Here is a 21,557-nt window from a genome sequence, read left to right as displayed (position 1 = left end):
GAAGCGGGACGTTCCCCGAGCATTGCACGCCTACGCATGGCTCACGGTCCCTCGGACGGGTGATTGGAGGGGCGTTCGCCTGCCGTCGGCCGGATTCCACTCACGACGTGTCCATGCCGCTCACGACTCGGCCTTGCGGTGCACCCGCGCGACCCAGTCCGCCGGTTTGGCGATCTCCGCCTTGGTGGGGAGGGTGTTCGGCGAGGTCCACACGCGGTTGAAGCCGTCCACGCCGACCTGTTCGACGACGGCCCGCACGAACCGTTCGCCGTCCCGGTACTGCCTGAGTTTGGCATCCAGACCCAGCAGCTTGCGCAGGGCGAGGTCCAGGCGGGAGGCGCCCTTGGCGCGGCGCTGCTGGAACTTCTCGCGAATCTCCGAGACGGTCGCTACGACGCTGGGCCCGACGCCGTCCATGACGTAGTCGGCGTGCCCTTCCAACAGGGACATCACGGCGGTGAGGCGGCCGAGGATCTCGCGCTGGGCGGGGGTCTGCACCAGCTCCACGAAGGACCGTCCGCCGTCCTCCTCCTCGCCCTCGGGGCGGCCACCGGCGAGGGACTGCGCGGCTTCCCTGATCCGTTCCAGGAAGGTCATGGGGTCGACGTCGGTCTCCGCCAAGAACGACTGGATTTCGCCCTCCAGGTGGTCGCGCAGCCAGGGCACGGCCGTGAACTGGGTGCGGTGGGTCTCCTCGTGCAGGCAGACCCACAGGCGGAAGTCGTGCGGGTCGACGTCCAGTTCGCGCTCGACGTGGACGATGTTGGGGGCGACGAGGAGGAGGCGGCCCCCGCCGTTCTCGCCCGCGGGCAGCTCGCGGGTGGCGGGGGCGAAGGTCTCGTACTGGCCGAGGACGCGGGAGGACAGGAACGACAGCAGCATGCCGAGTTCGACGCCGGTGACCTTGCCGCCGACGGCGCCGAGGACCGCGCTGCCGGGGTTGCCGGAGCGGCGTTCCTGCATCTTCTCCAGGAGCGGCTTGAGGATCTCGCGGAAGCCGGCGACGTTGGCGCGGACCCAGCCGGGGCGGTCGACCACGAGGACGGGGGTGTCGTGGGTCTCCTCGGTGCCCATACGGGTGAAGCCCCGGACGTGTCCCTCCGAGGCTTTGGCGTGCCTGCGCAGCTCCGCGACGACGGCACGGGCCTCGTCGCGACTGACGTCCGGACCCGGTCGTACGAGCCGTGTCGCGGTTGCCACCGCGAGGTTCCAGTCGACCATCCCGGGAGATGCGGTGCCACCGAAGCCAGTCATGTCGACAACCGTACGGGACCGTTCCCCGTCGGGGCAGGCGGTGACGGGCGGAACGACAGCCCACGGCGGTACGGCGGTGCGGCGCCGCACCGCGCGGTGCGGTGCGGTGCGGTGCGGCCGTGGGCTTCGGCGGCGGGTCCGCCTACCGGCAACCGCATCCCGCCAGTGCCGTCGCCGTCGTGTCCAGCGCCGCCTGGGCCTGCAGCGGGTCGGTGGTGCCGGAAGCCAGGAAGGCGAAGGCCAGGAGGCGGCCGTCGGCGTCCACGACCGTGCCCGCCAGGGTGTTGACGCCGGTCAGGGTGCCGGTCTTGGCACGGATGACGCCGGCGGCGCCGTCGGTGTAGCGGTGGGTGAGGGTGCCGGTGAAGCCGGCCACGGGCAGGCCGGTGAGGACGGGGCGCAGGCCGGGGCGGCCGGGGTCGCCGGCCGTGACCAGCAGGGCGGTGAGGAGGTCGGCGGTGAGCCGGTCGTCGCGGCTGAGGCCGCTGCCGTCGTGGAAGGCGGCGCCGGACATCGGCAGGCCCAGCTTGGTCAGCCGCGCGGAGATCGCCCTGGCACCGCCGTCGAAGCTGCCGGGTTCGCCGCTGGCCAGGGCCGTCTGGCGGGCCAGGGCCTCGGCGATGTCGTTGTCGCTGTTGGTCAGCATGCGCTCGACCAGGGCGGACAGCGGCGGGGAGGAGACCGCGGCGAGGGTCTCCGCGCGCGTGCTCGCCTTGGAGGGGCCGGGGGCCGTGGTGGCGATGCCGGCGTCCTTGAGGAAGGCCGCGAACTTGCCGGCCGCGTCCTTCGCCGGGTCGGCCACGCGGTGCGCCGGACCGCTGACGGAGTCGTTGACGCGGCCCTCGTCGACGGTCAGGGCGCTGACGGGCGCGAGGTTGTCGTTCACGCCGATGGCGTGCAGGGCGGGGCCGGAGTAGAGGGTCGTGTCGTAGGAGAGCGTGACCTTGTGGACGCCGCGCTTGTGGAGCGCCTGCACGGTGTCCGCCGCCAGCGTGCGCAGGTCGGCCCAGTCGCCGCCCCCGGCCTTCCCGTGGGCGGTGAGGGTGGGGTCGCCGCCGCCGACCAGGACGAGTTCGCCGGTGTCGGGTTCGAGCGCGGCACGGGTGGTGAGGCGGTGGTCGGGGCCCAGGGCGGACAGGGCGGCGACGGCGGTGGCGATCTTCGTGGTCGACGCGGGGGTGAAGCCCTTGCCGGCCTCGGTGCCGTACAGGCGCTTGCCGGTGGCCACATCGACGACGGCGGCCGCGTGGTCGCCGCCCAGCGCGGAGGCGCCCAGGAGGCGCCCCAGGGCGTCCGAGAGGGCCTTTCCGGCCGGCGGGGCCGTCCTGGTGTCCACGGCGGCCGTACGCGCGTCCAGGCCCGCCAGGACGGGCGCGGCGCTCGGCGCGGGCCGGGCCCCCGCCGCCGTACCGGATCCCGCCGCGGCGGAGCCATCGTGATCTGTGCCACCTGGCCGCTCCAGGGCGGTCGCCCGGTCCCGCTCCGCCGTACGCTGACCGTTGGCGTCCCAGGGGCCCGCCGCGGTGACCACACCGGCGGCGAGCGCGAGGCCGGCGGTGGCGGCGCCCGCGGTGTACTGCCAGGTCCTGGCCGCCTGCCGACGGGGCGGGCGCGGGGACCGGGGCCGCAGGGCCCGCGTCAACCGTGCGATCCGCGGCTTCGCGGCCGTCGCGGCCCGTGCCAGACGCGGTCGTACGGCGTCCGCGATCCGCTCGACCTGCGGTCTCGCAGCCCGCCAAGGCCTCAGCTCTGGCACGACCACCAGCCCCTTTCGCGATCACACACCTGCGTGAGGGACACTTAACCACCAGAACTATGTGCTGATCATGGAGGAGCCACCGGTGGAGTTCGACGTCACGATCGAGATCCCGAAGGGTTCGCGCAACAAGTACGAGGTGGACCACGAGACCGGTCGGATCCGCCTGGACCGTCGCCTCTTCACCTCGACCGCCTACCCGACCGACTACGGCTTCGTCGAGAACACCCTCGGCGAGGACGGCGACCCGCTGGACGCGCTGGTCATCCTGGACGAGCCGACCTTCCCGGGCTGCCTCATCCGCTGCCGCGCGATCGGCATGTTCCGCATGACGGACGAGGCGGGCGGCGACGACAAGCTGCTGTGCGTCCCGGCCACCGACCCGCGAGTGGAGCACCTGCGCGACATCCACCACGTGTCGGAGTTCGACCGCCTGGAGATCCAGCACTTCTTCGAGGTGTACAAGGACCTGGAGCCCGGCAAGTCGGTCGAGGGCGCCAACTGGGTGGGCCGTACGGACGCCGAGGTGGAGATCGAGCGGTCGTACAAGCGCTTCAAGGAGCAGGGCGGCCACTGAGCCCCGCTCGTCGGAACGGGCCGTACGCGTGCGTGCGGCCCGTTCCGCGTTCATGTGCGCGCAGGGCCCGTCCGGGTACCTGTGCGCATACTGAGCCGTACGGAATGTGTTGTGCAGGGAGCGGTGCGAGGTGACGGAGGCGGAGGACCGCAAGCCCCGGTCGGACGAGGCGCGGTACGACCCGGAGATCACGTCCGAGTTCGCCATTCCCGTGGGTCTGGACGTCCCGAGGACGGTCGGTGAGCCGGAGACGACTTCCGAGTTCGCGGTGCCGCAGGGGCTGCAGACGCCGCAGTCGCCGAGTGCCGAGCCGGAGGGGTCGGCGTTCAGCACGCCGCGCACCTACAGCGCCAAGGAAGCCCCGACGGCGTTCACGCCGGCCACCGGGGTGCCGCTGGTCAGCCTGGTCAAGGACGCCCCCTGGCAGGACCGGATGCGCACGATGCTGCGCATGCCGGTGGCCGAGCGGCCCGCGCCGGAGCAGGTGCAGCGGGAGGACGAGGTCGGCCCGGCCGTCCCGCGCGTGCTCGACCTGACCCTGCGTATCGGGGAGCTGCTGCTGGCCGGCGGCGAGGGCGCGGAGGACGTGGAGGCCGCGATGTTCGCGGTGTGCCGCTCCTACGGGCTGGACCGCTGCGAGCCGAACGTCACCTTCACCCTGCTGTCGATCTCGCACCAGCCGTCGCTGGTGGAGGATCCGGTGACGGCCTCGCGGACGGTGCGGCGGCGGGGCACCGACTACACGCGGCTCGCGGCCGTGTTCCGGCTGGTCGACGACCTGACGGACCCCGAGACGCATGTCTCGCTGGAGGAGGCCTACCGGCGGCTGGCGGAGATCCGCCGCAACCGGCACCCCTACCCGGGCTGGGCGCTGACCCTGGCCAGCGGTCTGCTCGCCGGTGCGGCCTCCGTCCTGGTCGGCGGTGACCTGATCGTGTTCGTCGCCGCGGCCGTCGGCGCGATGCTCGGCGACCGCCTGGCCTGGCTGTGCGCGGGCCGCGGGCTGCCGGAGTTCTACCAGTTCACGGTGGCCGCGATGCCGCCCGCGTCGATCGGGGTGGCGTTCGCGCTGGCGCACGTCGACGTGAAGGCGTCCGCCGTCGTCACCGGTGGACTGTTCGCGCTGCTGCCCGGACGGGCGCTGGTGGCGGGCGTGCAGGACGGCCTGACGGGCTTCTACATCACCGCTTCGGCGCGCCTGCTGGAGGTCATGTACTTCTTCGTCGGCATCGTCACCGGCGTGCTGATCGTCCTGTACTTCGGCGTGAAGGTCGGCGGCAAGCTGAACCCGGACGCGGCGCTCGTCATCAACGAACGGCCGCTGGTGCAGATCGCGGCGTCCATGCTGCTGTCGCTGACGTTCGCGGTGCTGCTCCAGCAGGAACGTTCGACCGTGCTGTGGGTGACGCTCAACGGGGGCGTGGCATGGTCGGTGTACGGCGCGATGCACTACGTCGCCGACATCTCGCCGGTGGCGTCCACGGCCGTCGCGGCGGGACTGGTCGGGCTGTTCGGGCAGCTGCTGTCGCGGTACCGGTTCGCCTCCGCCCTGCCGTACACGACGGCGGCGATCGGGCCGCTGCTGCCGGGTTCGGCCACCTACTTCGGTCTGCTGAACATGGCGCAGAACGAGGTGAACAAGGGGCTGGTGTCGCTGGCGAACGCGGCGTCGCTGGCGATCGCCATCGCCATCGGGGTCAATCTGGGGTCGGAGATCTTCCGGCTGTTCCTCAGGATCGGCTCCGCCGGGAAGCGGCGGGCCGCCAAGAGGACCAGGGGTTTCTGAGGGTCACCGGGCGCGGTGGTCGCCCTGGCCGTAGTCGTACGGGTACGCGTTCGGGTCGTACTGCTGGGGCTGGGCGTAGGGCTGCTGCTGGGGGTACTGCTGCCGGCCGTGGTACGGGTCGTCGTAGCCGCCCTGGTTCCAGTACTGCTGTTCCTGCTGCTGGGGCTGCTGGTACGGCTGCTCGTAGGGGCCGCCGTACGGCTGGTCCGGCTCGATGCGGCGCAGCTGGGTGGTCTCGGTGTCCATGACCGGGGGAGCCGGGCGGGACGCCTCCGGTGCCGGCCGCGGGGCCTTCTTCTGCTTGCCACGGGCGCGCAGCAGCTCGATCGCGACCGGGATCACGGAGACGAGGACGATCAGGATCAGGATCGCCTCGATGTTGTTCTTGACGACGTCGTTGTTGCCGAGCCAGGAGCCGAGCAGGGTGACGCCGGCGCCCCACAGCACGCCGCCGATGACGTTGAAGACCAGGAACGAGCGGTACTTCATGCCGCTGACGCCGGCGATGATCGGCGTGAACGTGCGCACGATGGGCACGAAGCGGGCCAGGACCAGGGACTTCGGGCCGTACTTCTCGAAGAACTCGTGCGCCTTGGTGACGTTCTCCTGCTTGAACAGGCGCGAGTCGGGGCGGTTGAACAGGGACGGGCCGACCTTCTTGCCGAACATGTAGCCCGCCTGGTCGCCGAGTATCGCGGCGAGGCAGATCAGGGCGATCGCACCCCACAGCGGGAAGTGCAGCTGGTCCGACGTGATCAGCAGGCCGCAGGTGAACAGGAGCGAGTCACCCGGCAGGAAGAAGCCGATGAGCAGTCCGGACTCGGCGAAGACGATGAGCAGCAGGCCCCAGATGCTGTAGGTGCCGAGCAGGTAGTTGGGATCGAGCCAGCTCGGGCCGAGGGCGAGTGTCATCACGGGTCCGGGCTCCAGGGGGGTCAAGGCGGCTACGGCGGCTGGTCTTCGGTGGGGTGCCGCACAAAGCTATCAACGTGAGGGGACCGCCCCAGGTTCCACCGGTGTCTCCGGGATGCGCTGTGGGATGACTGAGAGAAAGCTGTGACGCATGGGACTCGATGACTACGGCGGCGGCCAGGGGCCCCAGCCGGACGTGCTGGTCGTGACGACGAACGACGTGCCCGGGTACCGGGTGCAGACGGTGCTGGGCGAGGTGTTCGGACTCACGGTCCGCTCCCGGCATCTCGGCAGTCAGATCGGCGCCGGGCTGAAGTCGATGATCGGCGGCGAGCTGAAGGGGCTCACCAAGACGCTCGTGCAGACCCGCAACCAGGCCATGGAACGCCTCGTGGAACAGGCACGCGCGCGTGGTGCCGACGCGGTGCTGGCGTTCCGGTTCGACGTGACCGAGGCCGCGGACGTCGGCACCGAGGTGTGCGCCTACGGCACGGCGGTGGTCCTGGCCCGGGAGTGACCCCCCTGCACGCCCGGGCCGGGACCGGTCAGGAGGTGTGCCGGTCGGCGTTGGCGAGGATCGCCGCACGCAGGTGCTCGGCGAGCCCGGGGTGCATGGAGTCGTAGAACGCCTTGAAGCGCTCGTCGGAGACGTACATCTCCCCGAAGCACCGGTGCATCTCGTAGGGGACCTCGAAGTACCACCTGCTGATGTGCTGCCGGTGTTCCTCGGCCAGCTCCATGGCCGCCTGACCGGCCGGCCGCTCGCCGGCGGCGACCAGGGCCGCGTACCGCACGCCCCAGTCGTCGACCTCGGCCTTGATGCGCTTCCAGTCCTCCTTGCCGTAGGCGGCGGCGCGGCGCTGCGACTCGGCGTACGCCTCGGTGTCACCCCAGCGCGCCTCCGCCTCCTCGCGGTACTGCTCGGGGTCCTTGTCCCCGAAGACCTCGAACCGCTCCTGCGGCGTCAGGTTGATGCCCATCGTGCGTGCCTCCATGGCGTGCTCCACGGCCGCGGCCATCTTCTGCAGCTTCTCGATCCGGGCGGTCAGCAGTTCGTGCTGGCGGCGCAGGTGTGCGCGCGGGTCCACGTCCGGGTCGTCGAGCAGGGCCGCGACCTCCTCGAGCGGGAAGCCGAGCTCCCGGTAGAACAGGATCTGCTGGAGCCGGTCGAGGTCGGCGTCGTTGTAGCGCCGGTGGCCGGCGTACGTGCGCTCGCTGGGTACGAGCAGACCGATCTCGTCGTAGTGGTGCAGGGTGCGCACCGTGACGCCGGCGAACCCCGCGACCTGTCCCACGGAGTAGCTCACTCTTCCGCTCCTTGTCGTCCTTGTGGTCGGTACGCCGTCCACGCTGAGGCCTCACGCCACGTGAGGTGCAAGCCGGTTTCCGCGCGGGACGCTCAGGATGTTCGGGAGGTTATGCGCATTTTGTCCGTTTATGGTGAGCCCGTGGCCCAGGAACCCCACGCGTCACAGGCGCCGCCGACCGCCCCTACGGCTCCGGCGCGGGCCCTGCTGCCCTTCATCCTGCCCGCCGCGGTCGTGGGCGTGGGCGCGAGCCTGGCCTTCATCGGGGTCAGCGCGGCGGCGGAGCAGCTCCAGCACGTGCTGTGGGGGCCGCTGCCGGACGCTCTCGGGGTGGGCCCCTACTCGGTGCTGTGGATCTTCGTCATGCTCGTGGCGACCGGGATCGCGGTCGGGCTGGTGGTCTGGAAGGTGCCCGGCCACGCCGGTCCCGACCCGGCCACCGTGGGCCTGAACGCCCCGGCCATGGCGCCGGTCGTGCTGCCCGGCCTGGTGCTGGCGACCGGGCTGATGCTGGCCGGCGGTCCGAGCCTCGGCCCGGAGAACCCGATCATCGCCGTGAACGTGAGCCTCGCAGCCTGGCTCGGCGCCCGCCTGATGCCCCGGACACCGGGCAGCCTGTGGCCGGTGCTGGCCGAGTCGGCGACGATCGGCGCGCTGTTCGGCACGCCGGTGGCGGCGGCGCTGGTCATCTCCGAGGCGCTGGCCGGACGCCCGATGCGCGGCCGGCTGTGGGACAACCTGTTCGCGCCGCTGACCGCCGGCGCGTGCGGGGCGATCACCACCACCCTGGTGTCCCATCCGACCTTCGACCTCGGGCTCCCGCCCCTGGGCCACCCGGACGGGAAGGACGTCCTGGCGGCCCTCGTGATCGCCTCGGCGACCGCGCTGCTCGGCATGTGCGCCGTGTACGCCTTCCCTTACGTCCACGCGGCCTTCCGGCGGCTACGGCACCCGATGCTGATGCTTCCGGCCGGCGGGGTCGTACTGGGCGCCCTGGGGGCCCTGGGCGGCCGTCTGACGCTGTTCAAGGGGCTCTTCGAGGTCGGGGAGCTGGCCCACGACCCGGCGGGCTGGTCGGCGGGGCAGTTCGCCGTGATGGCGGTGGTGAAGCTGGCCGCGCTGCTCGTCGCCGCGTCCTGCGGCTTCCGGGGCGGCCGTATCTTCCCGGCGGTCTTCGTCGGCGCCGCCCTGGGTCTGTGCGCCCACGCGCTCGTTCCGGCCGTGCATCCGGCGCTGGGCGTGGCCACAGGCGTCCTGGGCATGCTCCTGGCGGTCACCCGGCAGGGCTGGGTGAGCCTGTTCACCGCCGCAGCCCTGGTCGCCTCCCCCGCGATCCTCGCCCTGCTGTGCATCGCGTCACTGCCGGCCTGGCTGCTGGTGACGGGGCGTCCGCAGATGCAGCTGCGTGAGGACGGCACCCCACTCCGCTGAAAAAACCTTCCCTGGAGGCACGTTCATGGCTCTGCACAAAGGTCCCGAGAAGCACGAAGAGCGGACGATGTCGGTCAATCCGTTCTTCGGCGAGGCCGATCCGGTCGGCGGCATGGCCGAGGCCCCGCCCACGCACCGGCTCCCGGACGCGCCGCTGCCCCCGTCGACGGCGTACCAGCTGGTGCACGACGAGCTGATGCTGGACGGCAACTCCCGGCTGAACCTGGCCACGTTCGTCACCACCTGGATGGAACCGCAGGCCGGGGTGCTGATGGCCGAGTGCCGGGACAAGAACATGATCGACAAGGACGAGTACCCGCGCACGGCCGAGCTGGAGCGGCGCTGTGTGGCGATGCTCGCCGACCTGTGGAACGCGCCGGACCCGTCGGCAGTGGTGGGCTGTTCGACGACCGGGTCCAGCGAGGCGTGCATGCTCGCCGGGATGGCGCTGAAGCGGCGCTGGACGCGGCGCAACGCCGACCGCTACCCCGGCGGCGCACGGCCCAACCTGGTCATGGGCATCAACGTCCAGGTCTGCTGGGAGAAGTTCTGCAACTTCTGGGAGGTGGAAGCGCGGCTGGTACCCATGGAGGGCGACCGGTTCCACCTGGACCCGCAGGCCGCCGTCGAGCTGTGCGACGAGAACACCATCGGGGTGGTCGGCATCCTCGGCTCGACGTTCGACGGCTCCTACGAGCCCATCGCGGAGCTGTGCGCCGCCCTGGACGCCCTGCAGGAGCGGACGGGGCTCGACGTCCCGGTGCACGTGGACGGCGCGTCCGGCGGCATGGTGGCACCCTTCGTGGACCCGGACCTGGTCTGGGACTTCCGGCTGCCGCGCGTGGCCTCGATCAACGCCTCGGGGCACAAGTACGGGCTGGTGTATCCCGGAGTCGGCTGGGCGCTGTGGCGGGACCGGGAGGCGCTGCCCGACGAACTGGTCTTCCGGGTCAACTACCTGGGCGGGGACATGCCGACCTTCGCGCTCAACTTCTCCCGGCCCGGCGCCCAGGTCGTGGCGCAGTACTACACGTTCCTGCGCCTGGGCCGCGAGGGCTACCGCGCGGTGCAGCAGTCGACGCGGGACGTGGCCACCACGCTCGCCGGGAAGATCGCGGCACTCGGCGACTTCCGGCTGCTCACACGCGGCGACCAGCTGCCGGTGTTCGCGCTGACCACGGCCGACGACATCACCTCGTACGACGTCTTCGACGTCTCCCGGCGGCTGCGCGAGGGCGGCTGGCTGGTGCCCGCGTACACCTTCCCGGCGCACCGCGAGGACCTCTCCGTGCTGCGGATCGTGTGCCGCAACGGTTTCTCGCACGACCTGGCCGACCTGTTCCTGGAGGACCTGACCCGCCTGCTGCCCGAGCTGCGCCGGCAGCCGCACCCCCTGACCCGGGACAAGCAGGCGGCCACCGGCTTCCACCACTAGGGCCCGGCGAGGGGCCGCGGAAGGGCCGGACGCGCCCGGTCCACCGCCGGCGGAGCGCGCTCGCCCGCTCCCCGTCACCCCGCTGGTGCCGGCGGTCGCCCTCCGGATGCCGCTCCCCCGTCGCGTACGGGTTCTCCTCGCCCTCGGCGAGCAGCCGTCAGCTCGTACGCGGTGCGCGGCGGCCCGTCGGCCGGGGACGGCGCGATCTCGTGGGCGTGCAGCAGCCCTTGCCGGGCCGGCGATCACCCCCAGGATGCGCCCTGGTCCTGGGCCTCCTGGGCCACCAGCTCGAAGGCCGTCCGGCCGTCCAGGGACTCGCGGATGATGTCGGCGTGGCCGGCGTGCCGGGCCGTCTCGCGGATCAGGTGCAGACACAGCCAGCGCAGCGAGACCCGGGCCTGCGGCGGGAACCAGGGGTCGGGCGGCAGCGGGAAGGTGTCGTCCAGGCTCGGCGCCGAGCGGATGAACTTCTCCGTCTCGGCGGCGACCTCCTCCCAGTACGCCAGCTGCCCGGCGACCGTCTCGTCGTCGCTCAGCCGGAAGCAGTCCTGCCAGTTCGACTCGTCACGCCGGACCGCCGGCTGCTCCTGCTTGGCGCGTGCGACCCAGCCCTGCTCGACCTCGGCGACATGCTTGAGCAGGCCGCCCAGGGAGAGCTCGCTGGCGCTGGGGCGGGTGCGGGCCTGTTCGTCGGTCAGGCCGAGCACGGCCCGGCGGATCCCGCCGCGCTGCTCCTCGATGAACGCCAGCAGCGCTCCTCGCTCGTCGCCCTTCGCCTCCGCAGGCACGTGCTTGACCATGACGGCCGCCTTTCATCGGTTCACCGGGGCTCTCGCCCTGACACCGATGACGTTACGGACCCTTGCGGTCAGGTGTTGTCCGCAAGGGCCCTCCTCGGCCGGAATTCGTCAGAACGGGAACGCGCTGCGGCCGTGCTGCACCGAGATCCACTTGACGGTCGTGAACGACTCCAGCGTCGTCTCGCCGTTGAGGCGGCCGATGCCGGAGTGCTTCTCGCCGCCGAACGGCACGATCGGCTCATCGTGGACCGTGCCGTCGTTCACGTGGAACATGCCGGTGTCGATCTGCTTGGCGAAGGCGACACCGCGCTCGATGTCACCGGTGTGGACGGCGCCGCTGAGGCCGTAGGGGGTGTCGTTGACGATGCGGAGCGCCTCCTCCTCGCCGTCGAACGGGATGAGGAAGACGACCGGGCCGAAGACCTCCTGCTGGAGCAGCACGGAGTCGGCGGGGATGTCAGTCAGCACGCTGGGCTCGACCAGGTTGCCGGAGGTGCCGCCCCGCACCAGGGCGGTGGCGCCCTCGGCGACCGCCTGCTCGACGGTGCCGGAAATGGCGTTCGCCTGCTGGGAGTTGATCACCGGACCGATGACGGTCTGCGGGTCGCGCGGGTCACCGACCTTCAGCGACTTCACCTTGGCGACGAACTTCCCCGTGAACTCCTCGGCGATCGAGCGGTCCACGAGCACGCGGTTCGCGGCCATGCAGACCTGCCCCTGGTGGACGAAACGGCTGAAGACCGCCGCGTCCACCGCGTAGTCGAGGTCGGCGTCGTCCAGGACCACCAGCGCGCTGTTGCCGCCCAGTTCGAGCACCGAGCGCTTGAAGTTGGCGGCGCAGACGGTGGCCACGTGCCGGCCGACCTTGTCGGAGCCGGTGAAGGAGATGACCTTCGGGACCGGGTGCTCGATGAACGCGTCGCCGATCTCGGCGATGTCGGTGACGACCACGTTGAGCAGACCGCCGGGCAGCCCGGCCTCCTCGAAGATCTTCGCGATCAGGGTGCCGCCCGCGATCGGGGTGTTCTGGTGCGGCTTGAGGACCACGCCGTTGCCGAGCGCGAGCGCCGGGGCGACCGACTTCAGCGACAGCAGGAAGGGGAAGTTGAAGGGGCTGATCACACCGATGACACCCACCGGTACCCGGTAGACGCGGTTCTCCTTGCCGTCGACCGGGGAGGGCAGGATCCTGCCCTCGGGGCGCAGCGCCAGGTGGATCGACTCGCGCAGGAACTCCTTGGCGAGGTGCAGCTCGAAACCGGCCTTCACGCGCGTGCCGCCCAGTTCCGCGACGATCAGGTCGGCTATCTCCCGCTCACGGTCCTCTATGAGTCTGAGCGCCCGCTCCAGGACCGCCCGGCGGGCGTAGGGGTTGGTCGCCGCCCACTGCTTCTGGGCACGGGCGGCGGCCCGGTAGGCCTGGTCCACCTCGTCGACCGTGGCCACCGTGATCGAGGCCAGCTTCTCGTCGTCGTACGGGTTGAAGTCGATCACGTCCCAGGAGCCGGTGCCCGGACGCCACTCGCCGTCGATGTACTGCTGGGCCAGGTCGGTGAAGTAGGACGACATGTGATCCCTCAATCACTAGCGGAGCCAGATCCCGGTCACGGTCTGATCGCACGTCATCGTACCTGCGTTTCAAGCGAGTTGAAGGAGCCCTCAGGACAGTTGCAGAAGACCTCGCAGCAGGTCCCGGCTCTCGTCGGGGCCCGGGCTGTCCTGCTGCAGTTCCTTGAGCGCCTGCTCGTACTGGGCGACGTCCTCGCGCTTGTCCAGGTAGAGGGCGCTGGACAGCTGCTCCAGGTAGACGACGTCGGACAGGTCGGCGTCGGGGAAGCTGAGGATGGTGAAGGCGCCGCTCTCGCCGGAGTGCCCGCCGAAGCTGAACGGCATGACCTGCAGCCGTACGTTGGGCCGCTCGGAGATGTCGATGAGGTGCTGCAGCTGGCCGCGCATGACCTCGCGGTCGCCGTAGGGGCGGCGCAGGGCGGCCTCGTCGAGGACGATGTGGAACTCGGGGGCGTTGTCGGAGAGCAGGCACTTCTGCCGTTCCAGCCGCAGCGCGACCCGCCGCTCCACGTCGGCGGAGCTCGCGCCCTTCATACCGCGCCGGACCACCGCGCGGGCGTACTCCCGGGTCTGCAGCAGGCCGTGGACGAACTGCACCTCGTAGACGCGGATGAGGGACGCGGCGCCCTCCAGGCCCACATAGGTGGGGAACCAGCTGGGCAGGACGTCGGTGTAACTGTGCCACCAGCCGGCCACGTTGGCCTCGCGGGCGAGGGAGAGCAGTGACTCGCGCTCCGTCTCGTCCGTGATGCCGTACAGCGTCAGCAGGTCCTCCACGTCCCTGGTCTTGAAGCTCACCCGGCCCAGCTCCATCCGGCTGATCTTCGACTCGGAGGCTCGGATGGAGTACCCCGCCGCCTCGCGCGTGATCCCCCGAGCTTCACGCAGTCGCCTGAGTTGCGAGCCGAGCAGCATCCGCCGCACCACCGATCCGGGCTCTCCCGCGCTCACGTTCGCCGCCTCCCCAACCGTCTTCAGGGCCCGCAGTCTGCCACTAAAACACTTCGAGCAGTACTCGTCCGGTTACGGAAACGGAAAGAGGCGGCCCGTTTCTGCCCGCCTGTTTTCGGGAAGAGGTCAGGACCACTGACGACAACCGTCGGCAAGATGGCGGAAAAAATGGCCAAGAAGCGGTACGGGAAGTGCTATTTCGGTCGCGTGCACGTGCATCTGCCCTTGCATCTGCTGTGCGCATCCGAAACCATGGTGCCGCGCCACCGCTGCATCGCAACGACCGCGAACTCTCGGGAGTGCCTCGCATGGGGACGAATGGATCGACCATGCTCAAGCCGTTACGGCAGGGCCTTCCGCCGCTGGATCCCGCAGCCGTGTCCGATGCCGCCTCCTGCGCCCTCCCCGCCCGGCTCGAAGCGGTGCGCGAAGCCCGGCGCTTCACCCGGGGCACCCTCGACCAGTGGGACGTCGGCGACCGCTTCGACGACATATGTCTCGTCGTCTCCGAACTCGTCACCAACGCGCTGCGCCATGCGCTGCCGGACGCGGCGGGATGTCCCGACCGCGCCTCCGTACGGCTGCATCTGATGCGCTGGAGCGAGCGACTGGTGTGCGCGGTGCGCGACCCGAGCCACCAGACGCCGGTCCCGCGCGACTCGGACGACTTCTCCGCGGAGTCCGGACGCGGACTGTTCCTGGTCGACTCCTTCTCCGACAGCTGGGGCTGGCACCCGCTCGCCGGCACCCTGCACGGCAAGGTCGTCTGGGCGCTGTTCCGGCTCCGGCCGGCCGGCTGACGCCGCGCAGGGCCGACGGGCGCCGTATGTCTACGCGCGTCGCGCCGGATCTTCCCGCACGGCCGACATCGTTGCCACCGGAGTCCCGCACCCCCCGGCAGGGAGCCAGGGCGTCAGCTCGTGATCAGATGGTCGAACTCGCCGTCCTTGATGCCGAGGAGCATGGCCTCGATCTCCGCGCGCGTGTAGACGAGCGCCGGGCCGTCGGGGAAGCGCGAGTTGCGTACGGCGACCTCGCCGCCCGGCAGTCGCGCGAACTCCACGCAGGAGCCCTGCGAGTTGCTGTGCCTGCTCTTCTGCCAGGCCACGCCGCCCAGTTGCGCGGCATCCATGCCGTTGTACACGTCGTACCCCCCGTACACGCCGTCAACGTCGCGGTCCACAGGTCGCTCCCCGGTGGTGCACTGGCTGGTGTGGCCATAGATGCTCTGGTCAACTGACCCGGATCATAACCTTGTTCATGTGCAGATGCATGAGCAAATGCACGTGCACGCGCGGTACTCCCATGGTTACAGGTTTGACGTCCGCTTTACCGAAGCTGGTCCAGCGCCTGCCCCAGAGCGGGCAGGACATGCCCACGCCATCCCCCGTCCATGATCTTCCGTGCCATGAGCTGAGCCGGCTCGTCCGGATCGAATCCCTCGTGCACTAGGAAGAGACGCGTACCGCGCCCTTCCTGTTCCAGGGTCCAGGTGATGGTCCAGTCCGCGGGATTGGCCGGATCGGCGTCGGTCCAGCGGACGGACAGCATCCGCTCGATGTCGTAGGCCACGACCCGCACCTCCACGACGCCGGAGAAACGGGAGTTGGGACGCGGGACGGAGGTCATCCGGTACCGGTGGCCGACCTCCAGCCGGAAGTCCTCGGCGCCGGGCATCTGCCAGCGGGCGAGCAGTCCGGGCTCGGTCAGGGCGCGCCAGACCTTGGCGGGCGGGTGCGGGAAGAAGTGGTCGACGCGGATCGTGGTCAGGTCGTCCGCGTCACTGCCGGGTGCGGTGCTCATGAGGGGTGATCGTCGGGCATGCGGTCGAGCAGATCACCGAGGCCCCGCAACCGCTCGCGCCAGAACCGCTCGTACGGGTGGAGCCAGTCCTGCACCTCGGCGAGCGGGGCCGCCTCAAGGCGGTAGATGCGCTGGCGTCCGGAGCGCTGTTCGGAGACGAGGCCGGCCTCCCGGAGCACCCTGAGGTGTTCCGAGAGGCTCGGGCGGCGCATGTCGAAGTGGTCGGCCAGGGCCTGGACCGGCTGCGGTCCGCGCTCGCGCAGCAGCCGCAGCACCTCGCGGCGGGTGGCGTTGGCGAGCGCGGCGAAGACGCGGTCCTCGGCGGCGGTACCCGTCCCGTTCATGGAGCGGTCAGAAGCCTTCCTTCTCCGTCAGCAGCATCAGGCCGTTGCCGTCGGGGTCCGTGAAGGAGGCCATGCGCCCCCAGGGGAGGTCGTCCGGCCCCTGTACGGGGATCCCGGACTCGGCGAGCCGGGCACAGTCCGCGTCGACGTCGGTCGTGGCCAACATGATCCCCCGCGCGGAGCCGGGTGCGAAACCGCCCATGCCGGGCCCGGAGAGCGTGAAGACCGTCCGCGCTCCCTCGGGGGCCACCTGGAGCCAGCGGCCCTGGGGCGTGTCCCGGTCGGCGGTGACCGCGAAGCCGAGGACGTCCCGGTAGAAGCGCAGGGCGCGGTCCTGGTCGGAGACGGGGAGCGTGACGAAGGAGGCGTGCGTGATGGTCATGCCCGGAGAATAAGTAGGCATTCTCCTACGCGTCAACCGTAGGGGATTGCCTACCTATAGCGGTTCGAGGGGTGTGCGGCGCGGGGCGCGAGTGCCGGACGTGGGCGCGAGCAGGCTCACAACGGATTCCTGCCCGGCGTCCGGAGGTCCTCTTGGTAACTGCTGGTAGCTTGCTGCGGGCCGCCCCGGCCGAGGGCGGCCGACCGCTACAGCTTGGGAGCTTTCCGGTGACTTCTGCGACTGCAAGGAGCGCGACTGCCGCAGGGCCTTCGACCGCGAGGCGTTCTCCCGCGAGGCTGCGGACCGCGACCGTGGCCGCGGGGCTGGCGTGCGCGGTCGCCGTGTTGACCGCGTGCAGCGGGGGCGGGGGCGGGAAGAGCGTCTCCTCGGCGTCCCCGAGCGCGACCGCATCCACCGCGGGCTCCGGCTCCGCCGCCGTGACCGGGGCCGCCGGCAAGCTCCAGGGAAGCTGGATCACCACGAGCGGCGGCAAGATCGTCGCCCTCGTGATCACCGGGAAGAAGGCCGGGCTGTTCGTGACCGGCCACAAGGCGTGGTGCCAGGGGGCCGCGGGCGAGGAGGCGGGGATGCAGATGATCCATCTGACCTGCCCCGACGGCGACAAGAGCCGGGCCACCGGCATGGTCGACTCGGTGGACGGCAAGGGCCTGACGGTGAACTGGTCGGGCGGCACCGGCCGGGAGACGTACACCAAGGCGGACGGCGGCAAGCTGCCGTCGGCACTGCCTACCCGGGTGAAACAGTGATGTCGGCGGGGCGTGCCACCTGAAGTGATGATTCCGGAGGGGTGCGCGCGCGAGGGCGGCGCACAGGCGCCATGATGCAGGGGCACCGTCACGACCTCGATGGGACCTGCTCATGCGCGCCATTTCGCTCACCGTCTCGGCCCTCGCCGCCGCCCTGCTGCTCACCGCTTGCGGCGGCGGCGGAACCAAGAGCGAGGGCAAGAACAGCTCGGCCTGCGAGATCGGCGGGGTCTCCGTGCAGATCGGGTCGGCGAGCGTCGCACCGAAGGCCGGTGACACGGGCGAGATTCCCGTCAGCATCACCAACCAGAGCAAGCCGTGCACCCTGGACCACTTCCCGGGCGTGGTGCTGAACGCCGGCGGCGCCAAGGCCGACGTGCCCGCGCTCAAGGGCGCGAAGGCCCAGAAGCTCAAGCTCGCCAAGGGCGACTCGGCGTCCTTCACCATCAGCTATGTGCGCGGCGAGGCGGGCGGCAAGTCCGGCATGGACGCGAAGACCGTGACGATCAGCCTGCCGGGCTCCCCCACCGCCCGGAGCTTCCCCTGGTCCTACGGCCCCGTCGCGGCCCAGGCCGGCGGAAGCGGCCCGGACGCCTCTGTGAGCGCCTTCCAGCAGGTCGGCGACTGAGCCTCACACCGACCGACGTCGCTTGGGCGGGGCGTCACTCCAGCCGGGGGCGGGCCCTGACCTGGGCCCGGTCCGCCGCTCGCGCACCCTCCGTCCACCCGGCCGCGTCGCTCACGCCGCGCAGCCGGGTCGTGGTCGTCTCGGGGAACATGCGCTCCAGCCGGTCGGTGACCGCCACCTCCCTGGTGGCGAGGACCGGCAGCAGGTCCTGCGTGACCTGGGTCTCGGCGGCGGCCGCGAGCCGGTCGCCGACGCGATGGGCGTAGGCGGCCAGGAACGACTGCCGGAAGGTCTTGGTCCGCTTGCGCCCGCCGGCTCTCTGCGCGGCCTCCGCCTTGGCCATCGCGTGCGTGGCCTGCACCAGCAGCGAGGTGTAGAGCAACTCGACCACCTCCAGGTCCGCCTCGAAGCCGACGACCGTGGAGAAGCCGAACGGTTCGTTCCACACCGCGCGGCAGTGGTTCGCGCCGGCCACGGCGTCGAGCAGGACCGCCTTGGCCTGTTCGTACGGCGGTTCGACACCGATCCGGCAGGCGCCGGGCGCGTCCGGCGCGGGCGCCTCGGCGGCGAGCAGCGCCTCGTCGACGCTGTGTCTCGCCATCAGCTCCTGCGCCTTGGCGCTGAGCGCCTCCGCCTCCTCCGGATACCCGGTGGCCTCGGCCTTGGCGAGCAGGGCACGGATGCGGGTGAGCATGCGGGAGGCGGCCGGGCCGGGGGCGCGGCGGGTCTCCTCCTGCAGGGGCTCCAGGGCGGGCAGGCGCAGCAGCAGGCGGTACAGCTCCAGGGCGGTCGTGGCCTGTGCGAAGCGGTCGGACTCGCGGGCGGGGTCCTCGGGCAGCTCCCTCAGCTGGGCGGCCCAGCGCCGCCCGCGCGGACGGTCCTGTCCGGCCTGGGCACGGATCAGTGCGGCGGCTCGGCGCACATGTGCGTCGTCCAGCTCGCGGCGCACCAGTCGTACGACGTCGGCGGGCTGCCAGCCGCGCCGCCAGGCCGTCGCGACGAACTCCTCGCCCCGCCGCGCCAGTTCGGCGTCCGCGGCTGGGTCGGCGGCGAGGAGGGAGGCGCCGGTGTCGAGGCCGGTGTCGGTGTCGTCGTAGAGGGCGGCCCGGAAGGCGCGCTCGACGGTGCTGGCAGTGCTGGTCACACCGTCGATCGTGCCATGCCCCACCGACAGCGGGCCGAGTGTTGTCCACAGGCTGTGGACGACGGGATTCCTCTGCGCGCCACTACAACGCGTACCTCCGCCCAGGGAAACCCGACTGTCAACTGACAGTTGACACCCTTGGGGGCGCAACCTACGGTTGACACATGGCGACCAACCCGAACATCACGGCATCCGTACGCCTCGACGACCTCATCGAGGCCATCAAGAAGGCCCACTCCGAGCCGCTCGAACAGCTCCAGGACGCGGTGATCGCCGCCGATCACCTCGACGAGGTGGCCGACCATCTGATCGGCCACTTCGTCGACCAGGCCCGGCGCTCGGGCGCGTCCTGGACCGAGATCGGCAGGAGCATGGGCGTGACCCGGCAGGCGGCGCAGAAACGGTTCGTGCCGAAGGAGTCCGCCGGCCTCGAAGCAGCCGACTTCAGCCGCTACACCCCACGCGCCCGCAACGTGGTCATGGCCTCGCACAACGAGGCGCTGGCCGCCCGCAACCCCGAGGGCCGCCCCGAGCACCTGGTCCTCGGACTGCTGGCCGAACCGGAGGGCCTGGGCGCGAAGGCGATCACCGAGCAGGGCGTCCTCCTGGACGTCGTACGCCAGGCCGCGACCGCCGCGCTCCCGCCCGCCGCGGACGAGGTACCCGACCTCATCCCCTACGGCCCCGCCGCCAAGAAGGCCCTGGAGCTCACCTTCCGCGAGGCCCTCCGGCTCGGCCACGACTACATCGGCACCGAGCACATCCTGCTGGCCCTGCTGGAACACGAGAACGGCCAGGGCGTCCTCAGCGGCCTCGGCATCACCAAGGCGGCGACGGAGGAGTACGTCCGCGAGGTGCTGGCGCTGCTGCAGGCCAAGCACCGGGAACCCGCGCAGGACCGCACCCAGGACTGACATCACAGGTCAGGGCCATTGTCAGTGCCGCCTGCCACACTCGCATCCATGACCGACCGGTGGGCGCTCGCACCGGCCGAGGACGGAGGCGTGGACGTCGCCCCCCTCGGTCCGGACGGGCTGCCCGCCGGGCCGGTGCGGCGGGAGAGCGATCTCGCCGGGGCGGTGCGGAGCCGCCCGGAGGTGACGCGCTGGGTGTGGCGGTCCACCCCCGAGGTCTACCCGCGTCTGCTCGCCACGGGGGTGCGAGCAGAGCGGTGCTACGACATCGAGGACGCCGAGACACTCCTGCTGGGCCACGAGGGCCGGTACGGCGAGCCGCGCTCGGCCGCCGCCGCCCTGGCCCGCCTCCGGGGCGGCCCCGTGCCGCCCGACCCGCCCCAGCGCTCGGCCGCACCGGGCGCCCAGTCCCCGCTGTTCGAGCCCACCGGCACCCACCTGCCCCTGCCCGACCTCCTCGCGGTCTACGCCGAGCAGCTCCGGCGCCATGAGCGGACCGCCCACCCCGACCGGATGCGGCTGCTGACGGCCGCCGAGTCGGCCGGAATGCTGGTGGCCGCCGAGATGAACCACGCGGGCCTGCCGTGGAGCACCGAGGTCCACCGCGGCCTGCTGCACGACCTGCTGGGCGAGCGGTACGCGGGCGGCGGCGAACCGCGCCGCCTCGCCGAGCTGGCCGACGAGGTGTCCGCCGCCTTCGGACGGCGGGTGCGCCCGGACCTGCCCGCGGACGTCGTCAAGGCGTTCGCGCAGGCCGGGATCAAGGTGCGCTCGACCCGCCGCTGGGAGATCCGGTCCGTCGACCACCCGGCCGTCGAACCCCTGCTGGAGTACAAGAAGCTGTACCGCATCTGGGTGGCGCACGGCTGGTCCTGGCTGCAGGACTGGGTCCGCGATGGCCGTTTCCGCCCCGAGTTCCTCGCCGGCGGCACGGTCACCGGACGCTGGGTGACCAACGGCGGGGGCGGACTGCAGATCCCCAAGGTGATCCGCCGGGCCGTGGTCGCCGACCCCGGCTGGCGGCTGGTGGTGGCCGACGCCGACCAGATGGAGCCGCGTGTGCTCGCCGCCATCTCCCGGGACCCCGGCCTGATGGAGGTGGCCGGCCGAGACAGCGACCTCTACCAGTCCGTCTCCGACCGCGCCTTCTCCGGCGACCGCGACCAGGCCAAGCTCGCCGTGCTCAGCGCGGTCTACGGCCAGACCTCGGGCGACGGCCTGAAGAACCTGGCCGCGCTCCGCCGCCGCTTCCCGAAGGCCGTCGCCTACGTCGACGAGGCGGCCCGCGCGGGCGAGGAAGGCCGGCTGGTGCGCACCTGGCTGGGCCGCACCTGCCCGCCGGCCGCCGGGTCCGGCGAGGACACCGCGGAGGAGGCGGGCATCCCCGTCGGCGAGGACGACGACGGCACGCAGGCCGACGGCCCCACCGCCTGGGTTCCGGGCTACGCCTCCACCAACTCCCGCGCGCGGGGCCGTTTCGCGCGGAACTTCGTCGTCCAGGGCAGCGCCGCCGACTGGGCCCTGCTGATGCTCGCCGCGCTCCGTCAGGCCTGCGCGCACCTCAAGGCCGAGCTGGTCTTCTTCCAGCACGACGAGGTGATCGTGCACTGCCCCGCCGAGGAAGCCGACACGGTCGTCCAGGCCATCCGGGCCTCCGCCGCCCTCGCCGGACGGCTGACCTTCGGCGAGACACCGGTGCGGTTCCCGTTCACGACGGCGGTGGTGGAGTGCTACGCCGACGCCAAGTGAGCGCTGCGGCAGCGCACATCGGTTACGGCGCGAGGGCGGAACGGGCGC

Annotated in this window: 22 protein-coding genes and 1 pseudogene; 10 read left to right on the top strand and 13 right to left on the bottom strand. The window is 71.4% G+C overall.

All coding sequences use genetic code 11. From position 1 onward, the window contains the following. Nucleotides 1-120: 120 nt before the first annotated feature. The gene (locus IO33_RS0115620; protein ID WP_031165034.1) at nt 121-1,254 is read right to left on the bottom strand and encodes a zinc-dependent metalloprotease; all 1,134 of its coding nucleotides are present in this window, start codon (nt 1,252-1,254) and stop codon (nt 121-123) included. A 142-nt stretch (nt 1,255-1,396) separates the two neighbouring features. After that, entirely contained in the window at nt 1,397-3,016 is a 1,620-nt protein-coding gene (dacB, locus tag IO33_RS0115615; protein WP_078963658.1) for a D-alanyl-D-alanine carboxypeptidase/D-alanyl-D-alanine endopeptidase, read from the bottom strand. Nucleotides 3,017-3,095: 79 nt separating this feature from the next. On the opposite strand from dacB, the gene IO33_RS0115610 reads away from it, so the two are divergent. Together IO33_RS0115610 and IO33_RS0115605 are read left to right on the top strand one after the other, a co-directional pair. Then, entirely contained in the window at nt 3,096-3,587 is a 492-nt protein-coding gene (locus IO33_RS0115610; protein WP_030342671.1) for an inorganic diphosphatase, read from the top strand. Between the two features lie 130 nt (nt 3,588-3,717). Beyond that, nucleotides 3,718-5,373 carry a threonine/serine exporter family protein gene (locus IO33_RS0115605; protein ID WP_031165029.1) on the top strand — a complete coding sequence of 552 codons (1,656 nt, stop codon included), beginning with the start codon at nt 3,718-3,720 and terminating at the stop codon, nt 5,371-5,373. Nucleotides 5,374-5,376: 3 nt separating this feature from the next. On the opposite strand, the gene IO33_RS0115600 is transcribed toward IO33_RS0115605, so the two are convergent. Continuing rightward, complete coding sequence (locus IO33_RS0115600; protein ID WP_425347965.1) at nt 5,377-6,285, bottom strand: DedA family protein; 909 nt, start codon at nt 6,283-6,285, stop codon at nt 5,377-5,379. A gap of 151 nt (nt 6,286-6,436) precedes the next feature. On the opposite strand from IO33_RS0115600, the gene IO33_RS0115595 reads away from it, so the two are divergent. After that, nucleotides 6,437-6,802, top strand: a complete 366-nt coding sequence (locus IO33_RS0115595) for a YbjQ family protein (RefSeq protein WP_031165025.1) — start codon at nt 6,437-6,439, stop codon at nt 6,800-6,802. A 28-nt stretch (nt 6,803-6,830) separates the two neighbouring features. Here the strand turns inward: IO33_RS0115595 and IO33_RS0115590 are convergent, their stop codons facing one another. Then, nucleotides 6,831-7,592 carry a MerR family transcriptional regulator gene (locus tag IO33_RS0115590; RefSeq protein ID WP_031165023.1) on the bottom strand — a complete coding sequence of 254 codons (762 nt, stop codon included), beginning with the start codon at nt 7,590-7,592 and terminating at the stop codon, nt 6,831-6,833. Nucleotides 7,593-7,733: 141 nt separating this feature from the next. On the opposite strand from IO33_RS0115590, the gene IO33_RS0115585 reads away from it, so the two are divergent. Both IO33_RS0115585 and gad read left to right on the top strand, forming a co-directional pair. After that, complete coding sequence (locus IO33_RS0115585; protein WP_031165021.1) at nt 7,734-9,023, top strand: ion channel protein; 1,290 nt, start codon at nt 7,734-7,736, stop codon at nt 9,021-9,023. Nucleotides 9,024-9,048: 25 nt separating this feature from the next. Next, nucleotides 9,049-10,458, top strand: coding sequence for a glutamate decarboxylase (gad, locus tag IO33_RS0115580; protein ID WP_031165019.1), 1,410 nt, complete (start codon nt 9,049-9,051; stop codon nt 10,456-10,458). Nucleotides 10,459-10,613: 155 nt separating this feature from the next. Here the strand turns inward: gad and IO33_RS52420 are convergent. From IO33_RS52420 to IO33_RS0115565, 4 genes and pseudogenes are all read right to left on the bottom strand, one after another. Further along, nucleotides 10,614-10,694 (bottom strand): annotated as a pseudogene (locus IO33_RS52420) (PadR family transcriptional regulator); the annotation flags it as partial. A 6-nt stretch (nt 10,695-10,700) separates the two neighbouring features. After that, nucleotides 10,701-11,258, bottom strand: coding sequence for a DinB family protein (locus IO33_RS0115575; protein WP_031165017.1), 558 nt, complete (start codon nt 11,256-11,258; stop codon nt 10,701-10,703). Nucleotides 11,259-11,366: 108 nt separating this feature from the next. Then, nucleotides 11,367-12,827 carry an aldehyde dehydrogenase family protein gene (locus tag IO33_RS0115570; RefSeq protein ID WP_031165015.1) on the bottom strand — a complete coding sequence of 487 codons (1,461 nt, stop codon included), beginning with the start codon at nt 12,825-12,827 and terminating at the stop codon, nt 11,367-11,369. 90 nt (nt 12,828-12,917) lie between these two features. Further along, nucleotides 12,918-13,742, bottom strand: coding sequence for a helix-turn-helix domain-containing protein (locus IO33_RS0115565; protein WP_051926761.1), 825 nt, complete (start codon nt 13,740-13,742; stop codon nt 12,918-12,920). A gap of 365 nt (nt 13,743-14,107) precedes the next feature. Here IO33_RS0115565 and IO33_RS0115560 point away from each other — a divergent pair, with 365 nt between their 5' ends. After that, nucleotides 14,108-14,578, top strand: coding sequence for an ATP-binding protein (locus tag IO33_RS0115560; RefSeq protein ID WP_031165011.1), 471 nt, complete (start codon nt 14,108-14,110; stop codon nt 14,576-14,578). 113 nt (nt 14,579-14,691) lie between these two features. Here the strand turns inward: IO33_RS0115560 and IO33_RS0115555 are convergent, their stop codons facing one another. The 4 genes from IO33_RS0115555 to IO33_RS0115540 all read right to left on the bottom strand — a co-directional run bounded on the left by IO33_RS0115555 (nt 14,692) and on the right by IO33_RS0115540 (nt 16,307). Further along, nucleotides 14,692-14,961 carry a DUF397 domain-containing protein gene (locus IO33_RS0115555; RefSeq protein WP_031165009.1) on the bottom strand — a complete coding sequence of 90 codons (270 nt, stop codon included), beginning with the start codon at nt 14,959-14,961 and terminating at the stop codon, nt 14,692-14,694. A gap of 146 nt (nt 14,962-15,107) precedes the next feature. After that, the gene (locus IO33_RS0115550; protein ID WP_031165007.1) at nt 15,108-15,581 is read right to left on the bottom strand and encodes an SRPBCC family protein; all 474 of its coding nucleotides are present in this window, start codon (nt 15,579-15,581) and stop codon (nt 15,108-15,110) included. Further along, nucleotides 15,578-15,925, bottom strand: coding sequence for an ArsR/SmtB family transcription factor (locus tag IO33_RS0115545; protein ID WP_031165005.1), 348 nt, complete (start codon nt 15,923-15,925; stop codon nt 15,578-15,580). Before IO33_RS0115545 ends, IO33_RS0115550 begins: the two co-directional genes overlap by 4 nt. Before the next feature lie 7 nt (nt 15,926-15,932). Continuing rightward, on the bottom strand, nt 15,933-16,307 hold the full coding sequence (locus IO33_RS0115540) for a VOC family protein (RefSeq protein WP_031165003.1): 375 nt from the start codon (nt 16,305-16,307) through the stop codon (nt 15,933-15,935). Between the two features lie 311 nt (nt 16,308-16,618). Here IO33_RS0115540 and IO33_RS0115535 point away from each other — a divergent pair, with 311 nt between their 5' ends. Continuing rightward, entirely contained in the window at nt 16,619-17,074 is a 456-nt protein-coding gene (locus IO33_RS0115535) for a hypothetical protein (RefSeq protein ID WP_037685462.1), read from the top strand. A gap of 112 nt (nt 17,075-17,186) precedes the next feature. Beyond that, the gene (locus IO33_RS0115530; RefSeq protein ID WP_031164998.1) at nt 17,187-17,702 is read left to right on the top strand and encodes a DUF4232 domain-containing protein; all 516 of its coding nucleotides are present in this window, start codon (nt 17,187-17,189) and stop codon (nt 17,700-17,702) included. 34 nt (nt 17,703-17,736) lie between these two features. Here IO33_RS0115530 and IO33_RS0115525 read toward each other — a convergent pair whose 3' ends face one another. Further along, a complete protein-coding gene (locus tag IO33_RS0115525; RefSeq protein WP_031164996.1) occupies nt 17,737-18,846 on the bottom strand; it encodes a DUF2786 domain-containing protein in 1,110 nt (369 codons plus the stop codon). A gap of 164 nt (nt 18,847-19,010) precedes the next feature. Here IO33_RS0115525 and IO33_RS0115520 point away from each other — a divergent pair, with 164 nt between their 5' ends. Both IO33_RS0115520 and IO33_RS0115515 read left to right on the top strand, forming a co-directional pair. Next, entirely contained in the window at nt 19,011-19,760 is a 750-nt protein-coding gene (locus IO33_RS0115520; protein WP_031164993.1) for a Clp protease N-terminal domain-containing protein, read from the top strand. Between the two features lie 48 nt (nt 19,761-19,808). Then, nucleotides 19,809-21,509, top strand: coding sequence for a bifunctional 3'-5' exonuclease/DNA polymerase (locus IO33_RS0115515; protein WP_031164991.1), 1,701 nt, complete (start codon nt 19,809-19,811; stop codon nt 21,507-21,509). Nucleotides 21,510-21,557: the final 48 nt, after the last annotated feature.

It is taken from the genome of Streptomyces durhamensis (assembly GCF_000725475.1).
In the GTDB taxonomy this organism is placed as follows: domain Bacteria; phylum Actinomycetota; class Actinomycetes; order Streptomycetales; family Streptomycetaceae; genus Streptomyces; species Streptomyces filipinensis.
This window is presented reverse-complemented; position numbering and strand designations above follow the sequence as displayed.

Excerpts from the sequence above, each read along its gene's own strand:
- IO33_RS0115570 (WP_031165015.1), bottom strand. The coding sequence starts at position 12,827 with ATGTCGTCCTACTTCACCGACCTGGCCCAGCAGTACATCGACGGCGAG.
- IO33_RS0115620 (WP_031165034.1), bottom strand. The coding sequence starts at position 1,254 with ATGACTGGCTTCGGTGGCACCGCATCTCCCGGGATGGTCGACTGGAAC.
- IO33_RS0115545 (WP_031165005.1), bottom strand. The coding sequence starts at position 15,925 with ATGAACGGGACGGGTACCGCCGCCGAGGACCGCGTCTTCGCCGCGCTC.
- gad (WP_031165019.1), top strand. The coding sequence starts at position 9,049 with ATGGCTCTGCACAAAGGTCCCGAGAAGCACGAAGAGCGGACGATGTCG.
- IO33_RS0115560 (WP_031165011.1), top strand. The coding sequence starts at position 14,108 with ATGCTCAAGCCGTTACGGCAGGGCCTTCCGCCGCTGGATCCCGCAGCC.
- IO33_RS0115575 (WP_031165017.1), bottom strand. The coding sequence starts at position 11,258 with ATGGTCAAGCACGTGCCTGCGGAGGCGAAGGGCGACGAGCGAGGAGCG.
- IO33_RS0115550 (WP_031165007.1), bottom strand. The coding sequence starts at position 15,581 with ATGAGCACCGCACCCGGCAGTGACGCGGACGACCTGACCACGATCCGC.
- IO33_RS0115565 (WP_051926761.1), bottom strand. The coding sequence starts at position 13,742 with ATGCTGCTCGGCTCGCAACTCAGGCGACTGCGTGAAGCTCGGGGGATC.
- IO33_RS0115515 (WP_031164991.1), top strand. The coding sequence starts at position 19,809 with ATGACCGACCGGTGGGCGCTCGCACCGGCCGAGGACGGAGGCGTGGAC.
- IO33_RS0115540 (WP_031165003.1), bottom strand. The coding sequence starts at position 16,307 with ATGACCATCACGCACGCCTCCTTCGTCACGCTCCCCGTCTCCGACCAG.
- IO33_RS0115530 (WP_031164998.1), top strand. The coding sequence starts at position 17,187 with ATGCGCGCCATTTCGCTCACCGTCTCGGCCCTCGCCGCCGCCCTGCTG.
- IO33_RS0115595 (WP_031165025.1), top strand. The coding sequence starts at position 6,437 with ATGGGACTCGATGACTACGGCGGCGGCCAGGGGCCCCAGCCGGACGTG.
- IO33_RS0115520 (WP_031164993.1), top strand. The coding sequence starts at position 19,011 with ATGGCGACCAACCCGAACATCACGGCATCCGTACGCCTCGACGACCTC.
- IO33_RS0115600 (WP_425347965.1), bottom strand. The coding sequence starts at position 6,285 with ATGACACTCGCCCTCGGCCCGAGCTGGCTCGATCCCAACTACCTGCTC.